Below are 16,413 nucleotides of genomic sequence, written 5' to 3' on the forward strand. Positions count from 1 at the left end.
CCACACAATTAAAACCCTGAGGCCTACAGCTTCAGGGTTTTATTTTGCCTCTTTTTCCCAGCTCTACCGCTTCCATTGAATGAATGTTGCCTTTTTCAATAGAAAAACGTAGCAATGTTCTGATTTTATGAAATCCATGATGGCCTGCTGCACCGGGATTCATATGCAGGAGATTTAATTTCTTGTCGGGAATTACTTTTAAAATATGAGAGTGGCCACAAACAAATATATCCGGTCGGATAATCTCAATTTGTTTTCGGATTGAAGTATTGTATTTGGGCGGATAAGATCCGATATGTGTCATCCAGATTTTTTTGGACTCGATTTCAAAAATTTGATGTTCCGGATAGCTTTGTCTGATTTCTGGGCCGTCGATATTTCCATACACGGCTTTTAAAACGCTAATTTCCGAGAGGCGTTCAGCAACAATCGGATCGCCAATGTCTCCAGCATGCCAGATTTGATCACAATCCTTTAAAAGCGAAATTATTTGCTCATCAATAAATGAATGCGTATCCGAAATGAGTCCTATTCTCATTTATTCCAGTTAGCCGGGTCTTTTCTCCATTCTTTCAAGGTTTGCATTTGTTCGTCCTTGATAAAATTATTTTCAATGGCCACATCGATTAATGCTGCGTAATTACTCAAACAATGATATTTTAAATTGTGCTTTTTAAAGTTTTCATCGGCCATGGCAAAGCCATAAGTAAAAATGGCAATTAAGCCAATTACTTCAATGCCTTCATTTCTCAATACTTCAACCGCTTTTAAAGAGCTGCCACCCGTTGAAATCAGGTCTTCTACCATTACACATTTGCTTCCTTTTTCGATCCTTCCCTCAATTTGGTTTTGCATGCCATGCGATTTTGGATTTGGCCTGACATAGGACAGCGGGAGATTCATTTTATCGGCAATAATTGAAGCTTGTGGGATACCGGCTGTGGCAACGCCGGATATGCAATCGGCCACCGGAAAATAGGTTTTTACCAGATCAATTAAGCCGGTGCTGATGTCATTTCTTATTTCGGGATAAGACAAGGTTAATCGATTATCGCAGTATATAGGAGAAGCCCAACCCGAAGCCCATTGAAATGGTTTTTCAGGTGATAAACGCACGGCTGAACTTTTTAATAAATGCTTTGCAATTATTCTTGATTGATCCTTCATAAAAAAATTATATTTGGGAGAACAAATTAAAGTATTTTAGTTTTCTCGGCGCCAATCAATATCGGGATCATTTTAATTGAATTATGAAAATCCTTGTCAATAAGGTTCAAATTGAAATCACCAAAGACCACCAGGATCTTGACCGTTTTGAGTATGAGACAATTTATGATGCCAAAAAGGATAAAGATATATTTGAATTTCTCGAATATGAATCTGCCCTGATAATAAGGCCATCGGATAAATTGGTTTCAAAAATATTTGAAACACTTCTGGAAGCGAATGAAGATTTGAAAATAAAAAAGCTGACATTCGTTGTATTCAAACCCAAACTCTTTAAAGAGAGTTTTAAAAAAAGATATCAGCTGCAAGCTTTGGCAGGCGGGCTTGTACAAAGGGGTAATAAATTTTTACTTGTTTATGAAAACAATAAATGGGCTTTGCCAAAAGGACGCATTGATGCAGGTGAGCAGTTAAACGAAGCTGCCAAAAGAGAAGTGGAAGAGGAATCTTCAATTTCTGTCAATGTATTATTTAAACTGGGGAGCACCTATAAAATAAATGCCAAAAATAAATCTACTCTCCGGCGATACCATTGGTTTTTAATGGAGACCCAGGATAGAACCAAATTAAAACCTTCTATGCTGGAAGGTATAAAAGATGCAAAGTGGCATACCAGATCGGAGATAGGACGCTTACACGCTGAGCTCGATTGGTACGTTGAAGAAGTATTAAAGAAATACGATCGTTTTTTGCTCAAAAAAATGCGATTGGATACGAACGATGACTAATGAAAATATACATTGATAATGTATTGGTGAGATTTGAAAAAGAGGATCTAATAAAAGAGTCTTCGAATCATTCATTTGATGAATTTTTTGAATTGTATCCAAATCTGGAGAGCGGAGTTTATCAAATCAGTCATTTTAACAAAGAAAAATTTTTAGAATTATTACCCAATATACTTACCCACCGCCCCGAATATTCTATTGAAATTATATTCAATGAGAATCCCGAAGTCAATATTTACGAAGATATAGCAAGTACTTATGAGGCTGAACCTGCAGCAGGTGGTTTTGTCAAATACAATGATAAATATTTGATGATTAAAAGGTTAGGAAAATGGGATTTGCCTAAAGGAAAAATTGAATCAGGTGAAAATGCAGAGATGGCTGCTATCAGGGAAGTAAAAGAAGAATGCGGGGTAATAGCCAGCTCTCATGGTTGGCTTTGCGATACCCATCATATGTACATTAGAAAAAGTCAGCTATACATAAAGAAAACCTCTTGGTTTTTGATGGAAAACGAAGATGACAGTGCAATGAAAGGGCAAGAAGAAGAGGGGATAACTGAAGTTAATTGGTTTGACAGAAAAATGTTGGAAACCAACCTGATTCATTCTTACGGAAATATTGAAGACGTATTTTTAAATTATTTAAAAATCGACAAGTCTACAGTTGATAGGGGATAAATTCGTTGATATCACCGCCATTTTTATATACTTCTCTAATCACAGTAGAGCTAATGGCCGCCAGTTCAGGTGAAGTGATTAAGAAAACAGTTTCCAGGCCTTCTGCAAGATGTTTGTTGATATTAGCAATGCTATTCTCATACTCAAAGTCCGTGGTATTTCTCAAGCCTCTCAGGATAAATTTGGCGCCTTCTTTTTTGGCAAATTCTGCGGTCAGCCCTTCAAAGGGTTTAATTTCAACACGCGATTCACCGGGAAAAGCCTCTTTGATCTTCTCCTGCATAAAATCAATGTCAAAAAATCTTTTTTTATTGCTGTTTTTTCCGAGAGCGATTACGATTTTGTCAAATAACAATAAGCCGCGATTAACGATATCCTGATGTCCGCTTGTAAATGGGTCAAATGATCCCGGAAATAAAGCAATCTTTTGGGGCATAGCTATTTACAAAGATAAGCGCAAAAGGTTTCAAAATGCCATTGCGATGGAATTTCATCGAATTCATAGTTGAAATAAAAGAGTTTTGGCCTTTCGCCTAAGTGTACTTCTTTAATATATTTTTGAGCGCTTTTTATTATAGCAGAATCCTTAACCACATCGCCATAGAAACTAAGCGAAGCTTGAGAAGCCTTTATGTCAAAATCCTGCATGACGGATAAGAGATAATAAATGGCATCTTCGGGACTGTCGTATTTAAAGGTATTGAAAAACCTAATTTTACCTTTATCGGTACAAACTATGGTAATATTCTGATTGTGTAAGTAGGCGGAAAACTCAACTTTCGGTCTGCCCGCGCCCCATGAGATTATACCTTCAAGAGTTGATGTCAGTTCGTGTAAATACTGGATCTTTATCTTGGGATAGAATTTTTTAAGAAAAGTATTTATCTTTTTTGGGATTGAAAATACACTTATGGCCGGCCCGCTATTGGGTTTAAAAAAGCCGGTATCTTTGGAACGGGCATCAAATTCACTAAAATTTAATGCCAATAATTTTGAAGCTTTCTTTTCAATGAATAGATCTTTTGGAACCAGAGTAAAAAATTCTTCAGAAAGAACACATCGCACTGAATTCCAGAAGCCTGCCTGAAGTACATGATGTTCTTCGAAAATTAAATTTAATTGATTAAGAATGGCATCCTGATCGAGTGTTTTGGTAAAATCAAAACTTTCAAAAAATACACAGCGTCCGAGTTTTTCACTGGCAGCAGAGCATTTAAAATGTTTGGAACTCAGGTACAGTACAAGGTCATAAGAGCCGATATCTTCAACATTGAATTTTTCGTCTTTTATGCGTTGGGTTGATCTATGGTTTTTTTGAATGGTGTCTTTCAAATTTATTCCCAGTTACCGCTGGTGGTCACTTCGCTTCTTGAACCTACTCTCAAAGGATCTCCTTTACTTCGCAATTCGCTCAACATGCTGATGGGCTCTACATCGGTGATTTCAAAAACATCAACCATCACGTTGTTCTTCTCAATTTTATCAGCATATATTTTGAATTTTTTATTGTTACCCGGAATAAAGGGCAGGGTTTCAGCATTAAAATTCGGAAATTCGCTTTCGGGAAATAATAGGTCTTTTACAGCAATAGCATCTATGGTATCTACATTGACAACAATAGAATCTCCACTGTATTGACGCACAAATATTTCTTCAGATTTTTCGATGGTATAATAGGTGTCTTCTTGCACAAAAGTGATCAAAGAATCCCAGTGACCTGCGTATTTTCCATGTACATTGAGATATGACTTCTGAACCTCTCTGAGCATTTTCAATTTATCAATCTTACGAGCTTCAGCTCTTTTGACCTGCTTTCTTTCAGTAATAGGACCTTCAATATTTTTGTACAATAAAAATCCGAGGGCTACCGCGATTACAAAAAATACTGCTGAAATGATCTGAATTAACTTCATTTGACTGTTAGTTTGGATTGCAATAATAAAGAATTAGCATTGAAATTAAAACGAAGGAATCTTCTATTTAGCTTTATTTATCAATCCTTTTAATCTATAAATTTCGGATAATGACTGGATTTCTGAAAAGAGGGAATGCATATTTTCAATTCCAATTTCTCTAATTCTTTTTGTATCTAAAAAATCAATGTTGGAAATAATATTGATTTCATCGGTTTCCGGTTCTTTTCCTCGTACAAGTTTTCCCCCTTTGCGTTCAACTTTAAAAAATAATTCTATAGCGTGAAGAGGTGATTGAAGGTGCTCGTTGACAAATAAAAACTCCCTTACATTAACTAAAAGACCTGTTTCTTCGAAAAATTCCCTTTTCAATGCTTCTTCCATACTTTCCAAAAACTGTGGTTCGCCCCCGGGCGGCGACCAAAGAAATCCGTTTTTACCCAAACCTTTGTGTTTGACCAGAAGTATACGGTCTTCTTCAATAAGAATCCCACAAATTCTTATTCTTAGCTTTTTTCCAAAGGTCTTTGATAATTTTGCCGCAAATTTATCGTCCAATTTCAAGCTTATGTCTATTTCAGAATTTAAATATAAAACCAGAAACCCCGCATTTAGAGAATTAATTAAGGAAAAATTAAAAGGACAGCATTTTATGCGTCTTGTGGACTTCGAAATTACCGAAATAAATGAAGGCGAAATAAAAGGCGAATTGAACATTGAGCAAAAACATCATCAGCAAAACGGTTTTCTTCACGGTGGTGTTGTCAGCACCATGTCGGATATTGTGATGGGATTTGCTGCCTTCAGTCTTGTACCCGAAGATTTTCATGTGGTCACTGCAGAATTGAAAGTGTCCTATTTCGCCCCGGGTATAGGTGTAAAAGCTTTTGCTTTGGGCAGGGTTTTAAAAAGCGGAAAAAAATTAAACTTCTGTGAAGCAGAAATTTATATTGAGAATAAGGGCATAAGAAAACTTATTGCACATGCCACATCGACAATGGCATCAATATTGCCGGAGGAAATGAAAAAGAAGAATTAAAAAATTAATAATATTGAAGTTCAATTCGTGAAACTTTAAAAAAGAAAACACAGTTTAACATTTGACAAATTACCAGTTATGAAGAAAGTATTCGCATTAGCATTAATATTAACAGTATTTCAATTGGCAAAAGCTCAGAAACTTGAGATGGAAGCTGAACCCAAAGCTGAAAAGGGTGTGCCCGTATTGGCATTTGCAGAAGAGGCCTATGATTTTGGTGATATTACTCAGGGAGATAAGGTGACCCATGTTTTTAAATTTAAAAATGAGGGCTCAGTACCTTTGTTGATTTCAAATGTTCAAACCACATGTGGTTGTACTGTACCCGAGTGGCCAAAAACTCCAATTCCTCCGGGAGCGGAAAGCGAGATTAAAGCGACCTTTAACAGTTCTGGAAAAATGGGACAGCAAAATAAAGTTATAACCATTCACTCCAATGCCAGTGAACCGGTTTCCAGAGTGATGTTAAAATCAAATGTTCTGCCAAAAGATGCTGCTCAGAATTAAATAAAATATACTTTAAAGTAAGAAAGGCTTGAGTTTTCTCAGGCCTTTTGTTTTTTTCGCGTTCTCTACTCTTTTTTTTGAATATGAAGGAGATCATTAAGAAATTAAGACAGTATGACATTCGCATAAGAAAGGCGATTAATTCCCATATGCAGGGTGATTTCCATTCTGTGTTTAAGGGTTCTGGTCTGGAATTTGACGATGTAAGAGAATACCAATACGGCGATGATGTAAGAAGTATTGACTGGAACGTATCGGCCAAAGGGCATGGAACCTTCATTAAAACTTACAAGGAAGAGAAGGAACAAACCGTGTTTTTTCTTTTGGATGTGTCGGCATCTCAGGAAATAGGTACCAGCGGCCATCAAAAAATTGACGTAGCAAAGGAAATTTGTGGCGTGCTCTCACTTTCCGCTGTGAGAGAATCCAGCCAGGTTGGAGTATTGGCTTATAGCGATCAAAAAGAGATATACATACCACCGGGCAAAGGCATGTCGCATGCCTATCACATAATCAATCGAATTTTTAAGAATAAGGCGCAATCCAGAGAAACAGATATTACAGGCATGCTTTCTTTCGCCATGAATATGATCAAAAGAAGATCGGTAATTATTTTAATTTCGGACTTTATAGACGAGGATTATGAAAAGAACCTGAGGGCATTGGCGAAACTTCACGATTTGGTTGTAATTCATCTTTCGGATAAAAGAGAAAGTCAAATTCCCAATCTTGGTATTGTTCCTTTGTATGATAAGGAAAGTGGTAAAACACTATGGGTCAATAGTTCATCTTCGGGATTTGGGAAAAACACGGCCAATTATTTTCATGAAAATAAAGAGAAAATAATGCATTTATGCAGGCGTTATCAGGCAAATTATCTACAGCTTGATACAGGTCAGGAGTATGTGGGACAACTAATAAAATTATTTAAGGTCAGAAACAGAATGAAGAAAAAGGCATGATGATCAAGCGTGTTTTACTCTTTTTCATTTTTCTCACATTAATTTCCAGCGAAACCTTATTTGCCGGAAAATATCAACCTAAAGCGATATTTCTGGACGATACGCTTAAAATAGGATACCCCATGCGCTTCTCTTTGAGCATTGAGTACCCGGGTGAATGGCAGATTTTTTTTCCCGATTCCAGTTCGGATTTTGGACTATTTGAATTTTATTCTAAGACCGCCTTTAAAACTATCGTTAAAGACTCTTTGGTTATCGACTCTGTCATTTATGAACTAATGAGTTTTGAATTGGATTCAGTTCAGGGATTGGCTCTTCCGGTATTCAGACTTCATCGCGGTGACACCATCGAAATGATGTCAAATTCTGATTCGGTCATGCTCAAAGAGTACATAGAAACCTTGCCAAAGGAGCTGGACTTAAAAGAGAATGCGCTTTTGAGATTTATCCCGGATATTTTCAATAAAAAGCTCTTTTTAATAATCGCAGGGGCAATCCTTGTCATCCTTTTCCTGGTTGCCATTTTATTTGGAAAGAAAATTAGAAGTCGTTGGAAATTGTATTGGATCAGTAAAAATCACAGAAAATTTATTAGCGAATTTGATTTGGCAATTACTGAGAGCCGGAGCAATGCGGTGAAAGAAAACATTGAAAAGGCCAATGCCAAATGGAAAAACTACCTGAGCGGTCTTGAAAAGAAACCTTACAATACCTATTCCACCAAAGACTTTCGCAAACACATTCAAAACGATGAGCTTCTTGAAAGTCTTAAACATTTGGATGCATTTGTTTACGGAGGATTTGAAGAAGACAAATTAACAGATCGACTGATCGTGTTAAAGCATTTTGCCGAAGATCGATTTGAACTGGTAAAAAAGGAGGTGATGAATGCCTGATCTTTTAAACGATTATTGGGCCTGGTTTTCTCTTTTTTGGTTTAAGCCCGAGGTATTAAAATCTTTTAGCTGGGCCAATCCGGAATTCTTTTATGCATTGCTGATCATTCCACTCTTATTTTTTTTGAGGTGGTTGTTTTTTATTCGCCTGAGACAAAAACTGGAAATAGCATTGCCAAAAAAGGATATAAAATGGCAAGCCATAAGTCTCTTGAGATTTATTCCGGATGTGATTTTTAGTCTATTTATCGCTTTGATTATAATTGCTCTTGCCCGTCCTCAAAAAACCAATGAAAGCGTAGAACAATGGACCGAGGGAATTGATATCATGCTGGTTCTGGATATCTCCGAATCCATGGACCTTCAGGATTTTCGTCCCAACCGACTGGAAGCTGCCAAGAACGTGGCAAGGGAATTCATAGAAGGCCGTTTTCAGGATAGAATTGGCCTTGTTGTTTTCTCAGGCGAGGCTTATTCACTTGCACCGCTAACAACTGATTATGAGCTGCTTTACAGTAATATCGATGATATTCATTTAAAAATGATACAAAAAAGCGGTACAGCCATTGGTTCAGCTCTTGGGGTTGCGGTCAATCGAATGAGAGAATCGGATACAAAATCAAAAGTGATGATATTGTTGAGTGATGGCGAAAGTAATGTGGGCAATATAGATCCGGTTACGGCTGCTGAGTTGGCTGCTGCTTATGGCATTAAAATTTATACCATCGGTGTGGGAAAAGAAGGGAAAGTGCCTTATGGTAAAGATTTCTTTGGAAGAACCCAATATGTGGAAAGCTCTCTGGACGAATCCGTATTAAGGCAAATTGCCTATATCGGTTCGGGAAAATTTTTCCGTGCTTCCAACAATGATGCTTTGGAAGAGATTTTTTTAACCATTGATAAATACGAAAAAGCGGAAATTAAAGAAACCCGATATAAAGACACCATGGATTATTACATGGCCTATCTGATCTGGGCCTTGTGTTTTTTTCTCTTCTGGTTGCTTCTGAAAAATACATTTTTATTTAATGCCCTGGAGGATTAGGTTGAAATTTCAAGAATAATCTATATTTAAAACATGGATTATTTTTTTAAAAAAATACTGATTCTTTTATTTCCGGTTTTGCTTTTTAGCACAGCAAAGGCCCAGGAAAATCAACTTCTGGCGCAAAAACCACAATACAGTTACGGATTTTTGAATATCTCCGCTGATTTTGGTTTACATAAAATAAACGACTCCTATTTAAAATCAACATACAATGCCCGCAATGCTTTTCAATGGAATGTAGGTTTTGAACTCGGCGATACTGGGAGTGATTTCTTTGGTTTTCTAAAATATGGTCAATATGGAATGCAAACAGATTTTGAACTAGAAGAGCTGGATAGCCTCGGTATTCCAAATGGAAATATTAGTGATTCTTCTTATGCTTTAAATCGAAATAGAATTGCATTTGGATTATCCAGAGTGGAGAAAATTTCCAAAAAATCTTTTCTAACCCTTAGTTCAGCCTTGATTTACAACAATTATAAGGACAATTCCAGAGCGCTCGAGAATGCATCTCCCGGATTTTTAGTTGGAATAGGTTATTTATTCAGAGGAATAGATCAGGTTGACTATTTTGTAAAATTGAATTATGAATATGGAAAAACCCGTACCAGCAAATTTACTACCGACTGGAGTGGCTTAAATCTTGAGACAGGTTTTTCTATTCTGATTAGTAAAGCCGAATAATATTAAAAAGTAAATTGAAATTATTGTGCATTTGCATCATACTGCATGGCACAAAGTAAATTCCCTTCAGTATCCAGAAATTTGCATATCCAGCCAACATAGGGAATGGAGGTTTTAGGCAGGACTATTTTACCGCCATTGGAATCAACTTTTTCGATTATTTCATCGATATTTTCTACACCAATTGTGCCTTCAAGCCCATTGATATTTTCCTTAATTGCTGAGTATTTTCTCGATTGCAATGCACCAATCAGCTCATCATTTTCTGAATCTCCTGTTTTTATTTGAAGAAAATCTTCCGGACCATAGCTCTTAAAGCCCCAATCAAACACCGCTTTGTAAAAGGACTTGGCCCGCTGAATATCATCGGTATGGATGGCAAAATGTGTGAGTTTGTGTTTCATTCAATTGTTTTGATAGCCTAATAATTCAAGATTTTTTATTTTGTGATAACGCAAGGCCATGGATATACAGGTTTTCAGTTTCTCAATTGGAAGCTCCTCTTCCAAATCCAATAAAATGGCGCGGTTATTCTCGTATTGTAGTGTATCGCCAAAAATTGACCTAAATGTGGGAACGAGCTTAGAGGTGCATTTGAAATATATTGCCACCCGCTCCGGATTTTTGGCTTTCCAGTCCATTCTTAGCGTGCTTCCGATTTTGCTTAAATAGCTGGGTTCTCCCCATTTTAAGGTTTCTTCAAGAACAGCAATTTCCTCGATTTCTTCGGCGGTGCTTAATATCAAAGTCCTGATTTCATCCAGCTTATCCTGTGCTTTTTTTGGATATTTAATAATGGTCTGATCAACCAGCGGATTGCTTTTCAGTTTCATTGGCGAATTATTTGCATTTTATATCTAATCATTTTTTCAATCAAATCTTCCGGCAGAGCTTCCGTTAATGGAAATTGCACTGAACCTTTGCCCTTTTCATATTTATTGAGTTCTGATTCAAAATGAGCAATTACATCGGGATGTGGGTAAAAACCAATGTGTTTTTTATATCCTGCAATCATAATTTGATGATTTCGATTCCCTTTTTTCATTAGAGTATAGGCCGGGATATTATAATTGATGCTTTCACTCGCCAGCGGAGCACATCTCATGATTATATTTTTAATCTTCAACAAGGCCATTTTGGCATCGCCGGTTTGCTCATTGAAATAATCCTTAGCTGTTGTATATTTTTTCAATGTACAGAACTAACTCTGAATTTTCTCAGCGATTTTTCCTCCAAGCCATGCCATTGGAATATAGGCAAAAATAAAATCGATGGCATTGTACCATGTAGGACTGTTGAGCATTATTCCTGCCAGTATTCCTCCCAAAAGAAACAATCCACCTACGGAGTAAACAAATTTCATTTTGTGAGATGCTGCAATCAGATAGGCCACAGCCGCACCGACCAATGTGCCGATGGCGTGAGCCAGAAATGGAAAAATAAAAAACTTCATTTCAAGATTCGGCATTACCGAAGCCAGGGCATCCATATCGTTGATATCAATTCCCTCTATAGGGAAAATATTATGGCCCAATTGAATCAGGCCCATGTTTACAATACTGCCGGCCAGCCAGCCGACTACAAGTGAAAGAATATTTCTAAAAATCTTCATCGTCCTGTTTTTTTTAGGGGTAGGATATACTTATTAAAGTTATTAAATATTCTAAAACTATTCGATTTTCTAATTTCATCATCTTACCTTCGCGCGCTATTTTAAAAAAGCCACTTAAGAGCATATAATTTTTTTGAATGAAGAAGATCCTTAATCTCTTTGACTTTAAACAAAGTGTAGATTATAAAACAGAAGTATTATCCGGTCTTACGGTGGCACTGGCTTTAGTGCCGGAGGCCGTCGCCTTTGCAATGATTGCAGGATTAAGCCCTTTGACAGGCCTTTATGCTGCATTTGTAATGGGTTTGGTAACTTCTGTATTTGGTGGAAGACCCGGTATGATATCCGGTGCTACAGGTGCCGTGGCCGTTGTAATAGTTGTTTTGGCCAAAGATTATGGCGTAGAGTATGTATTTGCGACCGTGGTTTTGGCCGGGCTTATACAATTGACAGCGGGATTTCTCCGATTGGGTAAACTGATTCGCCTGGTGCCACACCCGGTTATTTTTGGTTTTGTCAACGGTTTGGCCATAGTGATATTTATGTCACAATTGGATCAATTCAAAGATGCTTCGGGCAATATCCTCAGCGGTTCAGCCATGTACATATTGTTGGGATTGGTATTGCTTACAATGGCGATTATTTACGGCTTGCCAAAACTGACAAAAGCAGTTCCGGCATCATTGATGGCCATATTGACAGTTTTCGGTCTTGTGGCATTCTTTGATATTCCTACAAAAACGGTTGGTGATATTGCCTCTATACAAGGCGGCTTTCCTCCATTTCATATTCCAAATATTCCATGGAATCTGGAAACTCTTGGAATTATTTTCCCATTTGCGGCAATTGTTGCAGGCGTGGGCTTAATCGAAAGTTTGTTGACTTTGAATATCGTCGATGAAATAACAGAAACCCGTGGAAGTGGTAATAAAGAAGCCGTAGCACAAGGTGCAGCTAATGTCTTATCCGGATTGTTTTCAGGCATGGGAGGTTGCGCGATGATCGGTCAGAGTCTGATAAATGTATCCAATGGCGCCAGAGCCAGGCTTTCGGGAATTGTAGCCTCGGTAATGCTATTGATTTTTGTGATGTTTGGCTCCGGTTTGATTGAAAAAGTGCCCATGGCTGCATTAACCGGTTTAATGATCATGGTCGCGATTGGAACATTTGAATGGGCGAGTTTGAGGACGTTCAATAAAATGCCAAAATCGGATATTTTCGTCATGGTGATGGTTACCCTTGTTACCGTATTTCTTCACAACCTTGCTCTGGCAGTAATCATTGGCGTAATTATCTCAGCATTGGTATTTGCATGGGACAATGCCAAAAGGATAAGGGCGAGAAAAACCATCGATGAAAAGGGCATAAAGCGTTATGAAATTTACGGACCGCTATTTTTTGGATCTGTTACGGCATTTAATGAAAAATTTGATGTGCTAAATGACCCGGAAGAGGTAATCATTGACTTTGCGGAAAGCAGAGTTGTTGATATGTCGGCGATTGAAGCATTGAATAAAATTACCGAGCGCTATGAAAAACTGGGTAAAACTGTTCATTTGAAACATTTGAGTTCTGATTGCAGAAAACTACTTAAAAATGCGGATAAGATAATTGATGTCAACGTGATTGAAGATCCAACTTATAAGGTAGTAGTTGATAAAATTTAGAAACTATTTACCCTTGGCTGTTCGAAAAGTAAATCCACATTTTAATATGCAGGAAAGAGAACCAATAGAACACTTTCTTGGTTAGATTATTTCAAACCCGGAGTAATCAATCAAATATATCATTAACTTTGCGGATTCAATTGAGAAAATTGGCAACAGTTCAAGACATATCGATTTATCAAAACAGTTTAAAATCCATAGCCTATAATATGCTGGGCTCCATGGCTGATGCTGAAGATGCTGTGCACGATGCTTTTGTCAAATGGTTCACCATTGACACCAGTAAAATTGAGAATGTAAAGGCCTACCTGGTGAGAATGGTCACCAATATTTGTCTTAACATTATAAAATCGAGAAAAGACCGTCAAAATCTCCATATCGACGCTGTGCATGATACTTTGGAAGACCGGGATGTGGAAGAAGATTTAAATCATTTTGATCTTGAAAATCAGTTAAATGAAGCATGGAGGTACATTCATCGAAAACTTGAACCGATTGAGCAGGCTATTTATGTGCTTAGAGAAGGGTTTAATGTAGAATATGAAGATCTTCAATTGATATTTGACCGGAAAGCGGAGAATTGCAGAAAAATTGTTTCAAGAGCCAAATCAAAATTGAATAATACTGATTTTAAAAGCATTCCAAAGTCATTTTCACAAATGCATTTGCTTGAGAGTATTAAGAATGCCAGCCGCAAAGGACACATCGCTCAGCTGATCTCAGACTTCACTTCTGAGACCTTTAACAAAAAAAAGTAATATTTTTGTCACAAAATCCATTTGACATTGTCTTATATATTAAAGACTAAAACGACTATTTCATGGAAGTAATAATCCCCTTCTTTTTATTGCATTGGTACGGATCTTTGTTTTTCCAAACCTTTTTTCTTCACAGATATGCATCTCATCAAATGTTTACCATGTCGAAAGCATGGGAGAAAGTATTCTTTGTATTAACCTGGATTTTCCAGGGCTCTAATTACCTAAGCGCCTATGGGTATGGGGTTATGCATAGAATGCACCATGCATATGCCGACACAGAAAACGATCCTCATTCTCCAAAATACGATGAGTCGATTTTCAAAATGATGTGGAAGACCAAAACGATTTATTCCGCCATAGGAAACGGAGAAATGGAAGTCGAAGAACGTTTCACCAAAAACACACCCAAATGGCCTTTATTTGACAAATTTGCCAGATCATGGGTGTCAAGAATTATGTGGGGTAGCTTGTATGTTTATGTATACTACATCTTTGCTGATGTTTGGTGGTTGTGGTTATTATTACCTATTCAGTTTTTACTTTCACCAATTCACGGTGCAATAATCAATTGGTTTGCTCATAAATATGGCTATATCAATTTTAAAGTAAGTGATACCTCAAAAAATTTACTGCCATTGGATATTTTAATGATGGGAGAAAGCTATCACAATAATCATCACCGATTTGGTGATCGCGCCAATTTTGGAGGAATCAGATGGCATGAAATCGATCCAACTTATGTATTTATCAGGCTTTTCGCAGCCTTGGGAATCATTAAGATGAAGAAAAAGGAAAAAGTGGTACCTGCCATGGTAGACGCCAATATGGATAAAGCGGCCTAATTTTTCTGGAAAAAATAATTGAACCGGGTTTTGGCAATTGGCTGATTCCCGGTTTTTTAATGGCTCATCAGTATTAATACTATCAGAAAAGTCATTTGAATTACAACAAAAGGAATAGCTCCTTTATAAATTTCTCTGCTTTTGAGTTCTGAAGGAGCGACACCCTTGAGATAAAATAAGGCAAAACCGAAAGGAGGCGTGAGAAAAGAGGTCTGCAAATTGATAGCGAGCAGAATTCCAATCCACACCAGATCAAAACCCATCAATTTAAAAATGGGCAAAACTACAGGAACGATAATAAAAATGATTTCAATGAAATCAATAAAAAAACCGGCCAAAAAGACAATAAGCATCACCATGATCAGAAACATAAGAGGATTGAGGTTTGAAGCACTCACGATTTCAGATAAAAAATGATCACCTCCCAGGCCTCTGAAAACCAATGAAAATGCTGTGGCTCCCATAAATATCATAAAAACCATCGATGTGATTTTCATGGTTTCCATATTGACTTCTGCTATAATTTTACGATTTAATTTGCCCTTAAAAGCCGTCAGTAAAATGGCGCCCATTCCGCCCACCGCCGCTGCTTCGGTAGGAGAAGCTATACCGGCGAAAATTGTACCCAATACCGTGGCGACCAAGGCAAAAGGCAGCACAAATGCCATTAAAATGGATTTGAAGGTCAATTCATCCCTGAATTCTCTTATTTCTTTATGTGGGATAACAGGTGCCCAATCAGGCTTGAGCCTGCTAATGAATGCGATATATAAAAGATAAAGGGCAACCAGAACTAAGCCCGGAATCAATGCTTCTTTAAATAATTCACCAACAGATACATTTAATACGCTTCCCAAAAGCACAAGTACGACGGAAGGTGGAATAATTTGTCCCAGCGTACCTGAAGCCGCAACCGTACCTGTAGCCAATGCGGGATGATATCCGCGTTTTAGCATGGTAGGGAGTGAAATTAATCCCATTGTGACCACTGTGGCTCCAACTATTCCCGTACTTGCAGCTAGCATGGCACCCACAAGCACTACGGAAATTGCCAAACCTCCGCGAAGCCTTCCGAATAATAAGGCCATGGTTTCCAATAAGGTAGCGGCCAGTCCAGACTTTTCCAGCATTATTCCCATATAGATAAACAGCGGTGCAGCGATAAGCACGTAATTATTCATTGTACCAAAAATCCGTAGTGGAAGCGCATAAAAGAAGTCAGGGCCTAAGGAGAAAAAGCCAAAAAACAAAGCTGTACCACCAAGAGTGAAAGCCACCGGAAAACCGTAAAGCAATAAACCAAATGCCACCAAAAACATGATTATCGCTAGATATTCCATTATTCTGAATCAACTTTTGTGAACAGAAACAGAATGGCCTGAAATAACAAAAGCGTATAACCAAAAGGAATCAGTGATTTGATTAAGAATCGCCAGGGCAGGCCATTGGCTTCAGGAGAGCCCTCCATGATAAGCCATGAATTGTAGGTATATTTTCCGGAAAAATAAATGACGAGCAGGCAAAATGGAATAAGGAATAAAACTATTCCGACTTTATTGACCAGACCTTTCTTTTTCTCACTAAAACCGTTGTAGAATACATCAACGCGAACATGCCGGTCACTTTTAAAGGTATAGGACAGACCCAGGAGGAAAAGTATGGAAAAAAAGTACCATTCCAGCTCAGTGATAGCGATGAATGAAACATTAAAGAGGTATCGCATGAGGACATCAATACAAATTAGAATGACCAGGGAGCTGGCAAAAGAGGCCACATAATTGGCGAGTTTGCGATGGACTTTATTGATATTTTTGACAATGCTTTCCTTCATGAGCATATTTACAAAT

The 16,413-nt window shown here is 37.6% G+C and carries 23 protein-coding genes; 11 read left to right on the top strand and 12 right to left on the bottom strand.

Annotation, left to right across the window (positions count from 1 at the left end):
• Positions 1-31: 31 nt before the first annotated feature.
• Both HZR84_11585 and HZR84_11590 read right to left on the bottom strand, forming a co-directional pair.
• Positions 32-538, bottom strand: a complete 507-nt coding sequence (locus HZR84_11585; protein ID QNL22554.1) for a metallophosphoesterase family protein — start codon at positions 536-538, stop codon at positions 32-34.
• Complete coding sequence (locus HZR84_11590) at positions 535-1,167, bottom strand: orotate phosphoribosyltransferase (protein QNL22555.1); 633 nt, start codon at positions 1,165-1,167, stop codon at positions 535-537. The genes HZR84_11585 and HZR84_11590 overlap by 4 nt, the downstream gene beginning before the upstream one ends.
• Before the next feature lie 83 nt (positions 1,168-1,250).
• On the opposite strand from HZR84_11590, the gene HZR84_11595 reads away from it, so the two are divergent.
• Both HZR84_11595 and HZR84_11600 read left to right on the top strand, forming a co-directional pair.
• The gene (locus tag HZR84_11595; GenBank protein ID QNL22556.1) at positions 1,251-1,955 is read left to right on the top strand and encodes an NUDIX domain-containing protein; all 705 of its coding nucleotides are present in this window, start codon (positions 1,251-1,253) and stop codon (positions 1,953-1,955) included.
• Positions 1,955-2,635 carry an NUDIX domain-containing protein gene (locus tag HZR84_11600; protein ID QNL22557.1) on the top strand — a complete coding sequence of 227 codons (681 nt, stop codon included), beginning with the start codon at positions 1,955-1,957 and terminating at the stop codon, positions 2,633-2,635. The genes HZR84_11595 and HZR84_11600 overlap by 1 nt, the downstream gene beginning before the upstream one ends.
• Here the strand turns inward: HZR84_11600 and coaD are convergent.
• From coaD to HZR84_11620, 4 genes are all read right to left on the bottom strand, one after another.
• Complete coding sequence (coaD, locus tag HZR84_11605) at positions 2,616-3,071, bottom strand: pantetheine-phosphate adenylyltransferase (GenBank protein QNL22558.1); 456 nt, start codon at positions 3,069-3,071, stop codon at positions 2,616-2,618. The genes HZR84_11600 and coaD overlap by 20 nt on opposite strands.
• Positions 3,072-3,073: 2 nt before the next feature.
• A complete protein-coding gene (locus HZR84_11610; protein ID QNL22559.1) occupies positions 3,074-3,967 on the bottom strand; it encodes a DUF3822 family protein in 894 nt (297 codons plus the stop codon).
• Between the two features lie 2 nt (positions 3,968-3,969).
• Complete coding sequence (locus HZR84_11615) at positions 3,970-4,548, bottom strand: hypothetical protein (GenBank protein ID QNL22560.1); 579 nt, start codon at positions 4,546-4,548, stop codon at positions 3,970-3,972.
• Positions 4,549-4,611: 63 nt separating this feature from the next.
• The gene (locus HZR84_11620) at positions 4,612-5,106 is read right to left on the bottom strand and encodes an NUDIX hydrolase (GenBank protein QNL22561.1); all 495 of its coding nucleotides are present in this window, start codon (positions 5,104-5,106) and stop codon (positions 4,612-4,614) included.
• 10 nt (positions 5,107-5,116) lie between these two features.
• Here HZR84_11620 and HZR84_11625 point away from each other — a divergent pair, with 10 nt between their 5' ends.
• The 6 genes from HZR84_11625 (at position 5,117) to HZR84_11650 (ending at position 9,684) form a co-directional block, all read left to right on the top strand.
• Positions 5,117-5,587: a PaaI family thioesterase gene (locus HZR84_11625; GenBank protein QNL22562.1), complete on the top strand. Its 471-nt coding sequence runs from the start codon at positions 5,117-5,119 to the stop codon at positions 5,585-5,587.
• A 78-nt stretch (positions 5,588-5,665) separates the two neighbouring features.
• A complete protein-coding gene (locus HZR84_11630; protein ID QNL22563.1) occupies positions 5,666-6,094 on the top strand; it encodes a DUF1573 domain-containing protein in 429 nt (142 codons plus the stop codon).
• An 83-nt stretch (positions 6,095-6,177) separates the two neighbouring features.
• Entirely contained in the window at positions 6,178-7,056 is an 879-nt protein-coding gene (locus HZR84_11635; protein QNL22564.1) for a DUF58 domain-containing protein, read from the top strand.
• Positions 7,053-7,952, top strand: coding sequence for a hypothetical protein (locus HZR84_11640; protein ID QNL22565.1), 900 nt, complete (start codon positions 7,053-7,055; stop codon positions 7,950-7,952). Before HZR84_11635 ends, HZR84_11640 begins: the two co-directional genes overlap by 4 nt.
• Positions 7,945-8,997: a VWA domain-containing protein gene (locus HZR84_11645; protein QNL22566.1), complete on the top strand. Its 1,053-nt coding sequence runs from the start codon at positions 7,945-7,947 to the stop codon at positions 8,995-8,997. The genes HZR84_11640 and HZR84_11645 overlap by 8 nt, the downstream gene beginning before the upstream one ends.
• A 33-nt stretch (positions 8,998-9,030) precedes the next feature.
• Positions 9,031-9,684, top strand: a complete 654-nt coding sequence (locus tag HZR84_11650) for a hypothetical protein (GenBank protein ID QNL22567.1) — start codon at positions 9,031-9,033, stop codon at positions 9,682-9,684.
• 20 nt (positions 9,685-9,704) lie between these two features.
• On the opposite strand, the gene HZR84_11655 is transcribed toward HZR84_11650, so the two are convergent.
• From HZR84_11655 to HZR84_11670, 4 genes are all read right to left on the bottom strand, one after another.
• On the bottom strand, positions 9,705-10,088 hold the full coding sequence (locus HZR84_11655; protein ID QNL22568.1) for a VOC family protein: 384 nt from the start codon (positions 10,086-10,088) through the stop codon (positions 9,705-9,707).
• Positions 10,089-10,517, bottom strand: a complete 429-nt coding sequence (locus tag HZR84_11660; GenBank protein ID QNL22569.1) for a DUF1801 domain-containing protein — start codon at positions 10,515-10,517, stop codon at positions 10,089-10,091.
• On the bottom strand, positions 10,514-10,819 hold the full coding sequence (locus tag HZR84_11665) for a DUF1801 domain-containing protein (protein QNL23251.1): 306 nt from the start codon (positions 10,817-10,819) through the stop codon (positions 10,514-10,516). The genes HZR84_11660 and HZR84_11665 overlap by 4 nt, the downstream gene beginning before the upstream one ends.
• A 66-nt stretch (positions 10,820-10,885) precedes the next feature.
• The gene (locus HZR84_11670) at positions 10,886-11,296 is read right to left on the bottom strand and encodes a hypothetical protein (protein QNL22570.1); all 411 of its coding nucleotides are present in this window, start codon (positions 11,294-11,296) and stop codon (positions 10,886-10,888) included.
• Positions 11,297-11,433: 137 nt separating this feature from the next.
• On the opposite strand from HZR84_11670, the gene HZR84_11675 reads away from it, so the two are divergent.
• The 3 genes from HZR84_11675 to HZR84_11685 all read left to right on the top strand — a co-directional run bounded on the left by HZR84_11675 (position 11,434) and on the right by HZR84_11685 (position 14,566).
• Positions 11,434-12,963, top strand: a complete 1,530-nt coding sequence (locus tag HZR84_11675) for a SulP family inorganic anion transporter (GenBank protein ID QNL22571.1) — start codon at positions 11,434-11,436, stop codon at positions 12,961-12,963.
• A 149-nt stretch (positions 12,964-13,112) separates the two neighbouring features.
• Positions 13,113-13,721, top strand: a complete 609-nt coding sequence (locus HZR84_11680) for a sigma-70 family RNA polymerase sigma factor (protein QNL22572.1) — start codon at positions 13,113-13,115, stop codon at positions 13,719-13,721.
• 62 nt (positions 13,722-13,783) lie between these two features.
• A complete protein-coding gene (locus HZR84_11685) occupies positions 13,784-14,566 on the top strand; it encodes an acyl-CoA desaturase (GenBank protein QNL22573.1) in 783 nt (260 codons plus the stop codon).
• Positions 14,567-14,622: 56 nt separating this feature from the next.
• Here HZR84_11685 and HZR84_11690 read toward each other — a convergent pair whose 3' ends face one another.
• Complete coding sequence (locus tag HZR84_11690; protein QNL22574.1) at positions 14,623-15,906, bottom strand: TRAP transporter large permease subunit; 1,284 nt, start codon at positions 15,904-15,906, stop codon at positions 14,623-14,625.
• Positions 15,906-16,397, bottom strand: coding sequence for a TRAP transporter small permease subunit (locus HZR84_11695; GenBank protein ID QNL22575.1), 492 nt, complete (start codon positions 16,395-16,397; stop codon positions 15,906-15,908). Before HZR84_11695 ends, HZR84_11690 begins: the two co-directional genes overlap by 1 nt.
• Positions 16,398-16,413: the final 16 nt, after the last annotated feature.

The sequence above is a fragment of the Hyphobacterium sp. CCMP332 genome (assembly GCA_014323545.1).
Classification (GTDB): domain Bacteria; phylum Bacteroidota; class Bacteroidia; order Cytophagales; family CCMP332; genus CCMP332.

What these genes read in the sequence shown, in the direction of transcription:
- HZR84_11670 (QNL22570.1), bottom strand. Translation starts at nt 11,296, where the DNA reads ATGAAGATTTTTAGAAATATTCTTTCACTTGTAGTCGGCTGGCTGGCC.
- HZR84_11635 (QNL22564.1), top strand. Translation starts at nt 6,178, where the DNA reads ATGAAGGAGATCATTAAGAAATTAAGACAGTATGACATTCGCATAAGA.
- HZR84_11590 (QNL22555.1), bottom strand. Translation starts at nt 1,167, where the DNA reads ATGAAGGATCAATCAAGAATAATTGCAAAGCATTTATTAAAAAGTTCA.
- coaD (QNL22558.1), bottom strand. Translation starts at nt 3,071, where the DNA reads ATGCCCCAAAAGATTGCTTTATTTCCGGGATCATTTGACCCATTTACA.
- HZR84_11625 (QNL22562.1), top strand. Translation starts at nt 5,117, where the DNA reads ATGTCTATTTCAGAATTTAAATATAAAACCAGAAACCCCGCATTTAGA.
- HZR84_11665 (QNL23251.1), bottom strand. Translation starts at nt 10,819, where the DNA reads ATGGCCTTGTTGAAGATTAAAAATATAATCATGAGATGTGCTCCGCTG.
- HZR84_11655 (QNL22568.1), bottom strand. Translation starts at nt 10,088, where the DNA reads ATGAAACACAAACTCACACATTTTGCCATCCATACCGATGATATTCAG.
- HZR84_11690 (QNL22574.1), bottom strand. Translation starts at nt 15,906, where the DNA reads ATGGAATATCTAGCGATAATCATGTTTTTGGTGGCATTTGGTTTATTG.
- HZR84_11660 (QNL22569.1), bottom strand. Translation starts at nt 10,517, where the DNA reads ATGAAACTGAAAAGCAATCCGCTGGTTGATCAGACCATTATTAAATAT.
- HZR84_11600 (QNL22557.1), top strand. Translation starts at nt 1,955, where the DNA reads ATGAAAATATACATTGATAATGTATTGGTGAGATTTGAAAAAGAGGAT.
- HZR84_11675 (QNL22571.1), top strand. Translation starts at nt 11,434, where the DNA reads ATGAAGAAGATCCTTAATCTCTTTGACTTTAAACAAAGTGTAGATTAT.
- HZR84_11595 (QNL22556.1), top strand. Translation starts at nt 1,251, where the DNA reads ATGAAAATCCTTGTCAATAAGGTTCAAATTGAAATCACCAAAGACCAC.
- HZR84_11585 (QNL22554.1), bottom strand. Translation starts at nt 538, where the DNA reads ATGAGAATAGGACTCATTTCGGATACGCATTCATTTATTGATGAGCAA.
- HZR84_11615 (QNL22560.1), bottom strand. Translation starts at nt 4,548, where the DNA reads ATGAAGTTAATTCAGATCATTTCAGCAGTATTTTTTGTAATCGCGGTA.
- HZR84_11645 (QNL22566.1), top strand. Translation starts at nt 7,945, where the DNA reads ATGCCTGATCTTTTAAACGATTATTGGGCCTGGTTTTCTCTTTTTTGG.
- HZR84_11650 (QNL22567.1), top strand. Translation starts at nt 9,031, where the DNA reads ATGGATTATTTTTTTAAAAAAATACTGATTCTTTTATTTCCGGTTTTG.
- HZR84_11695 (QNL22575.1), bottom strand. Translation starts at nt 16,397, where the DNA reads ATGAAGGAAAGCATTGTCAAAAATATCAATAAAGTCCATCGCAAACTC.
- HZR84_11640 (QNL22565.1), top strand. Translation starts at nt 7,053, where the DNA reads ATGATGATCAAGCGTGTTTTACTCTTTTTCATTTTTCTCACATTAATT.
- HZR84_11630 (QNL22563.1), top strand. Translation starts at nt 5,666, where the DNA reads ATGAAGAAAGTATTCGCATTAGCATTAATATTAACAGTATTTCAATTG.
- HZR84_11685 (QNL22573.1), top strand. Translation starts at nt 13,784, where the DNA reads ATGGAAGTAATAATCCCCTTCTTTTTATTGCATTGGTACGGATCTTTG.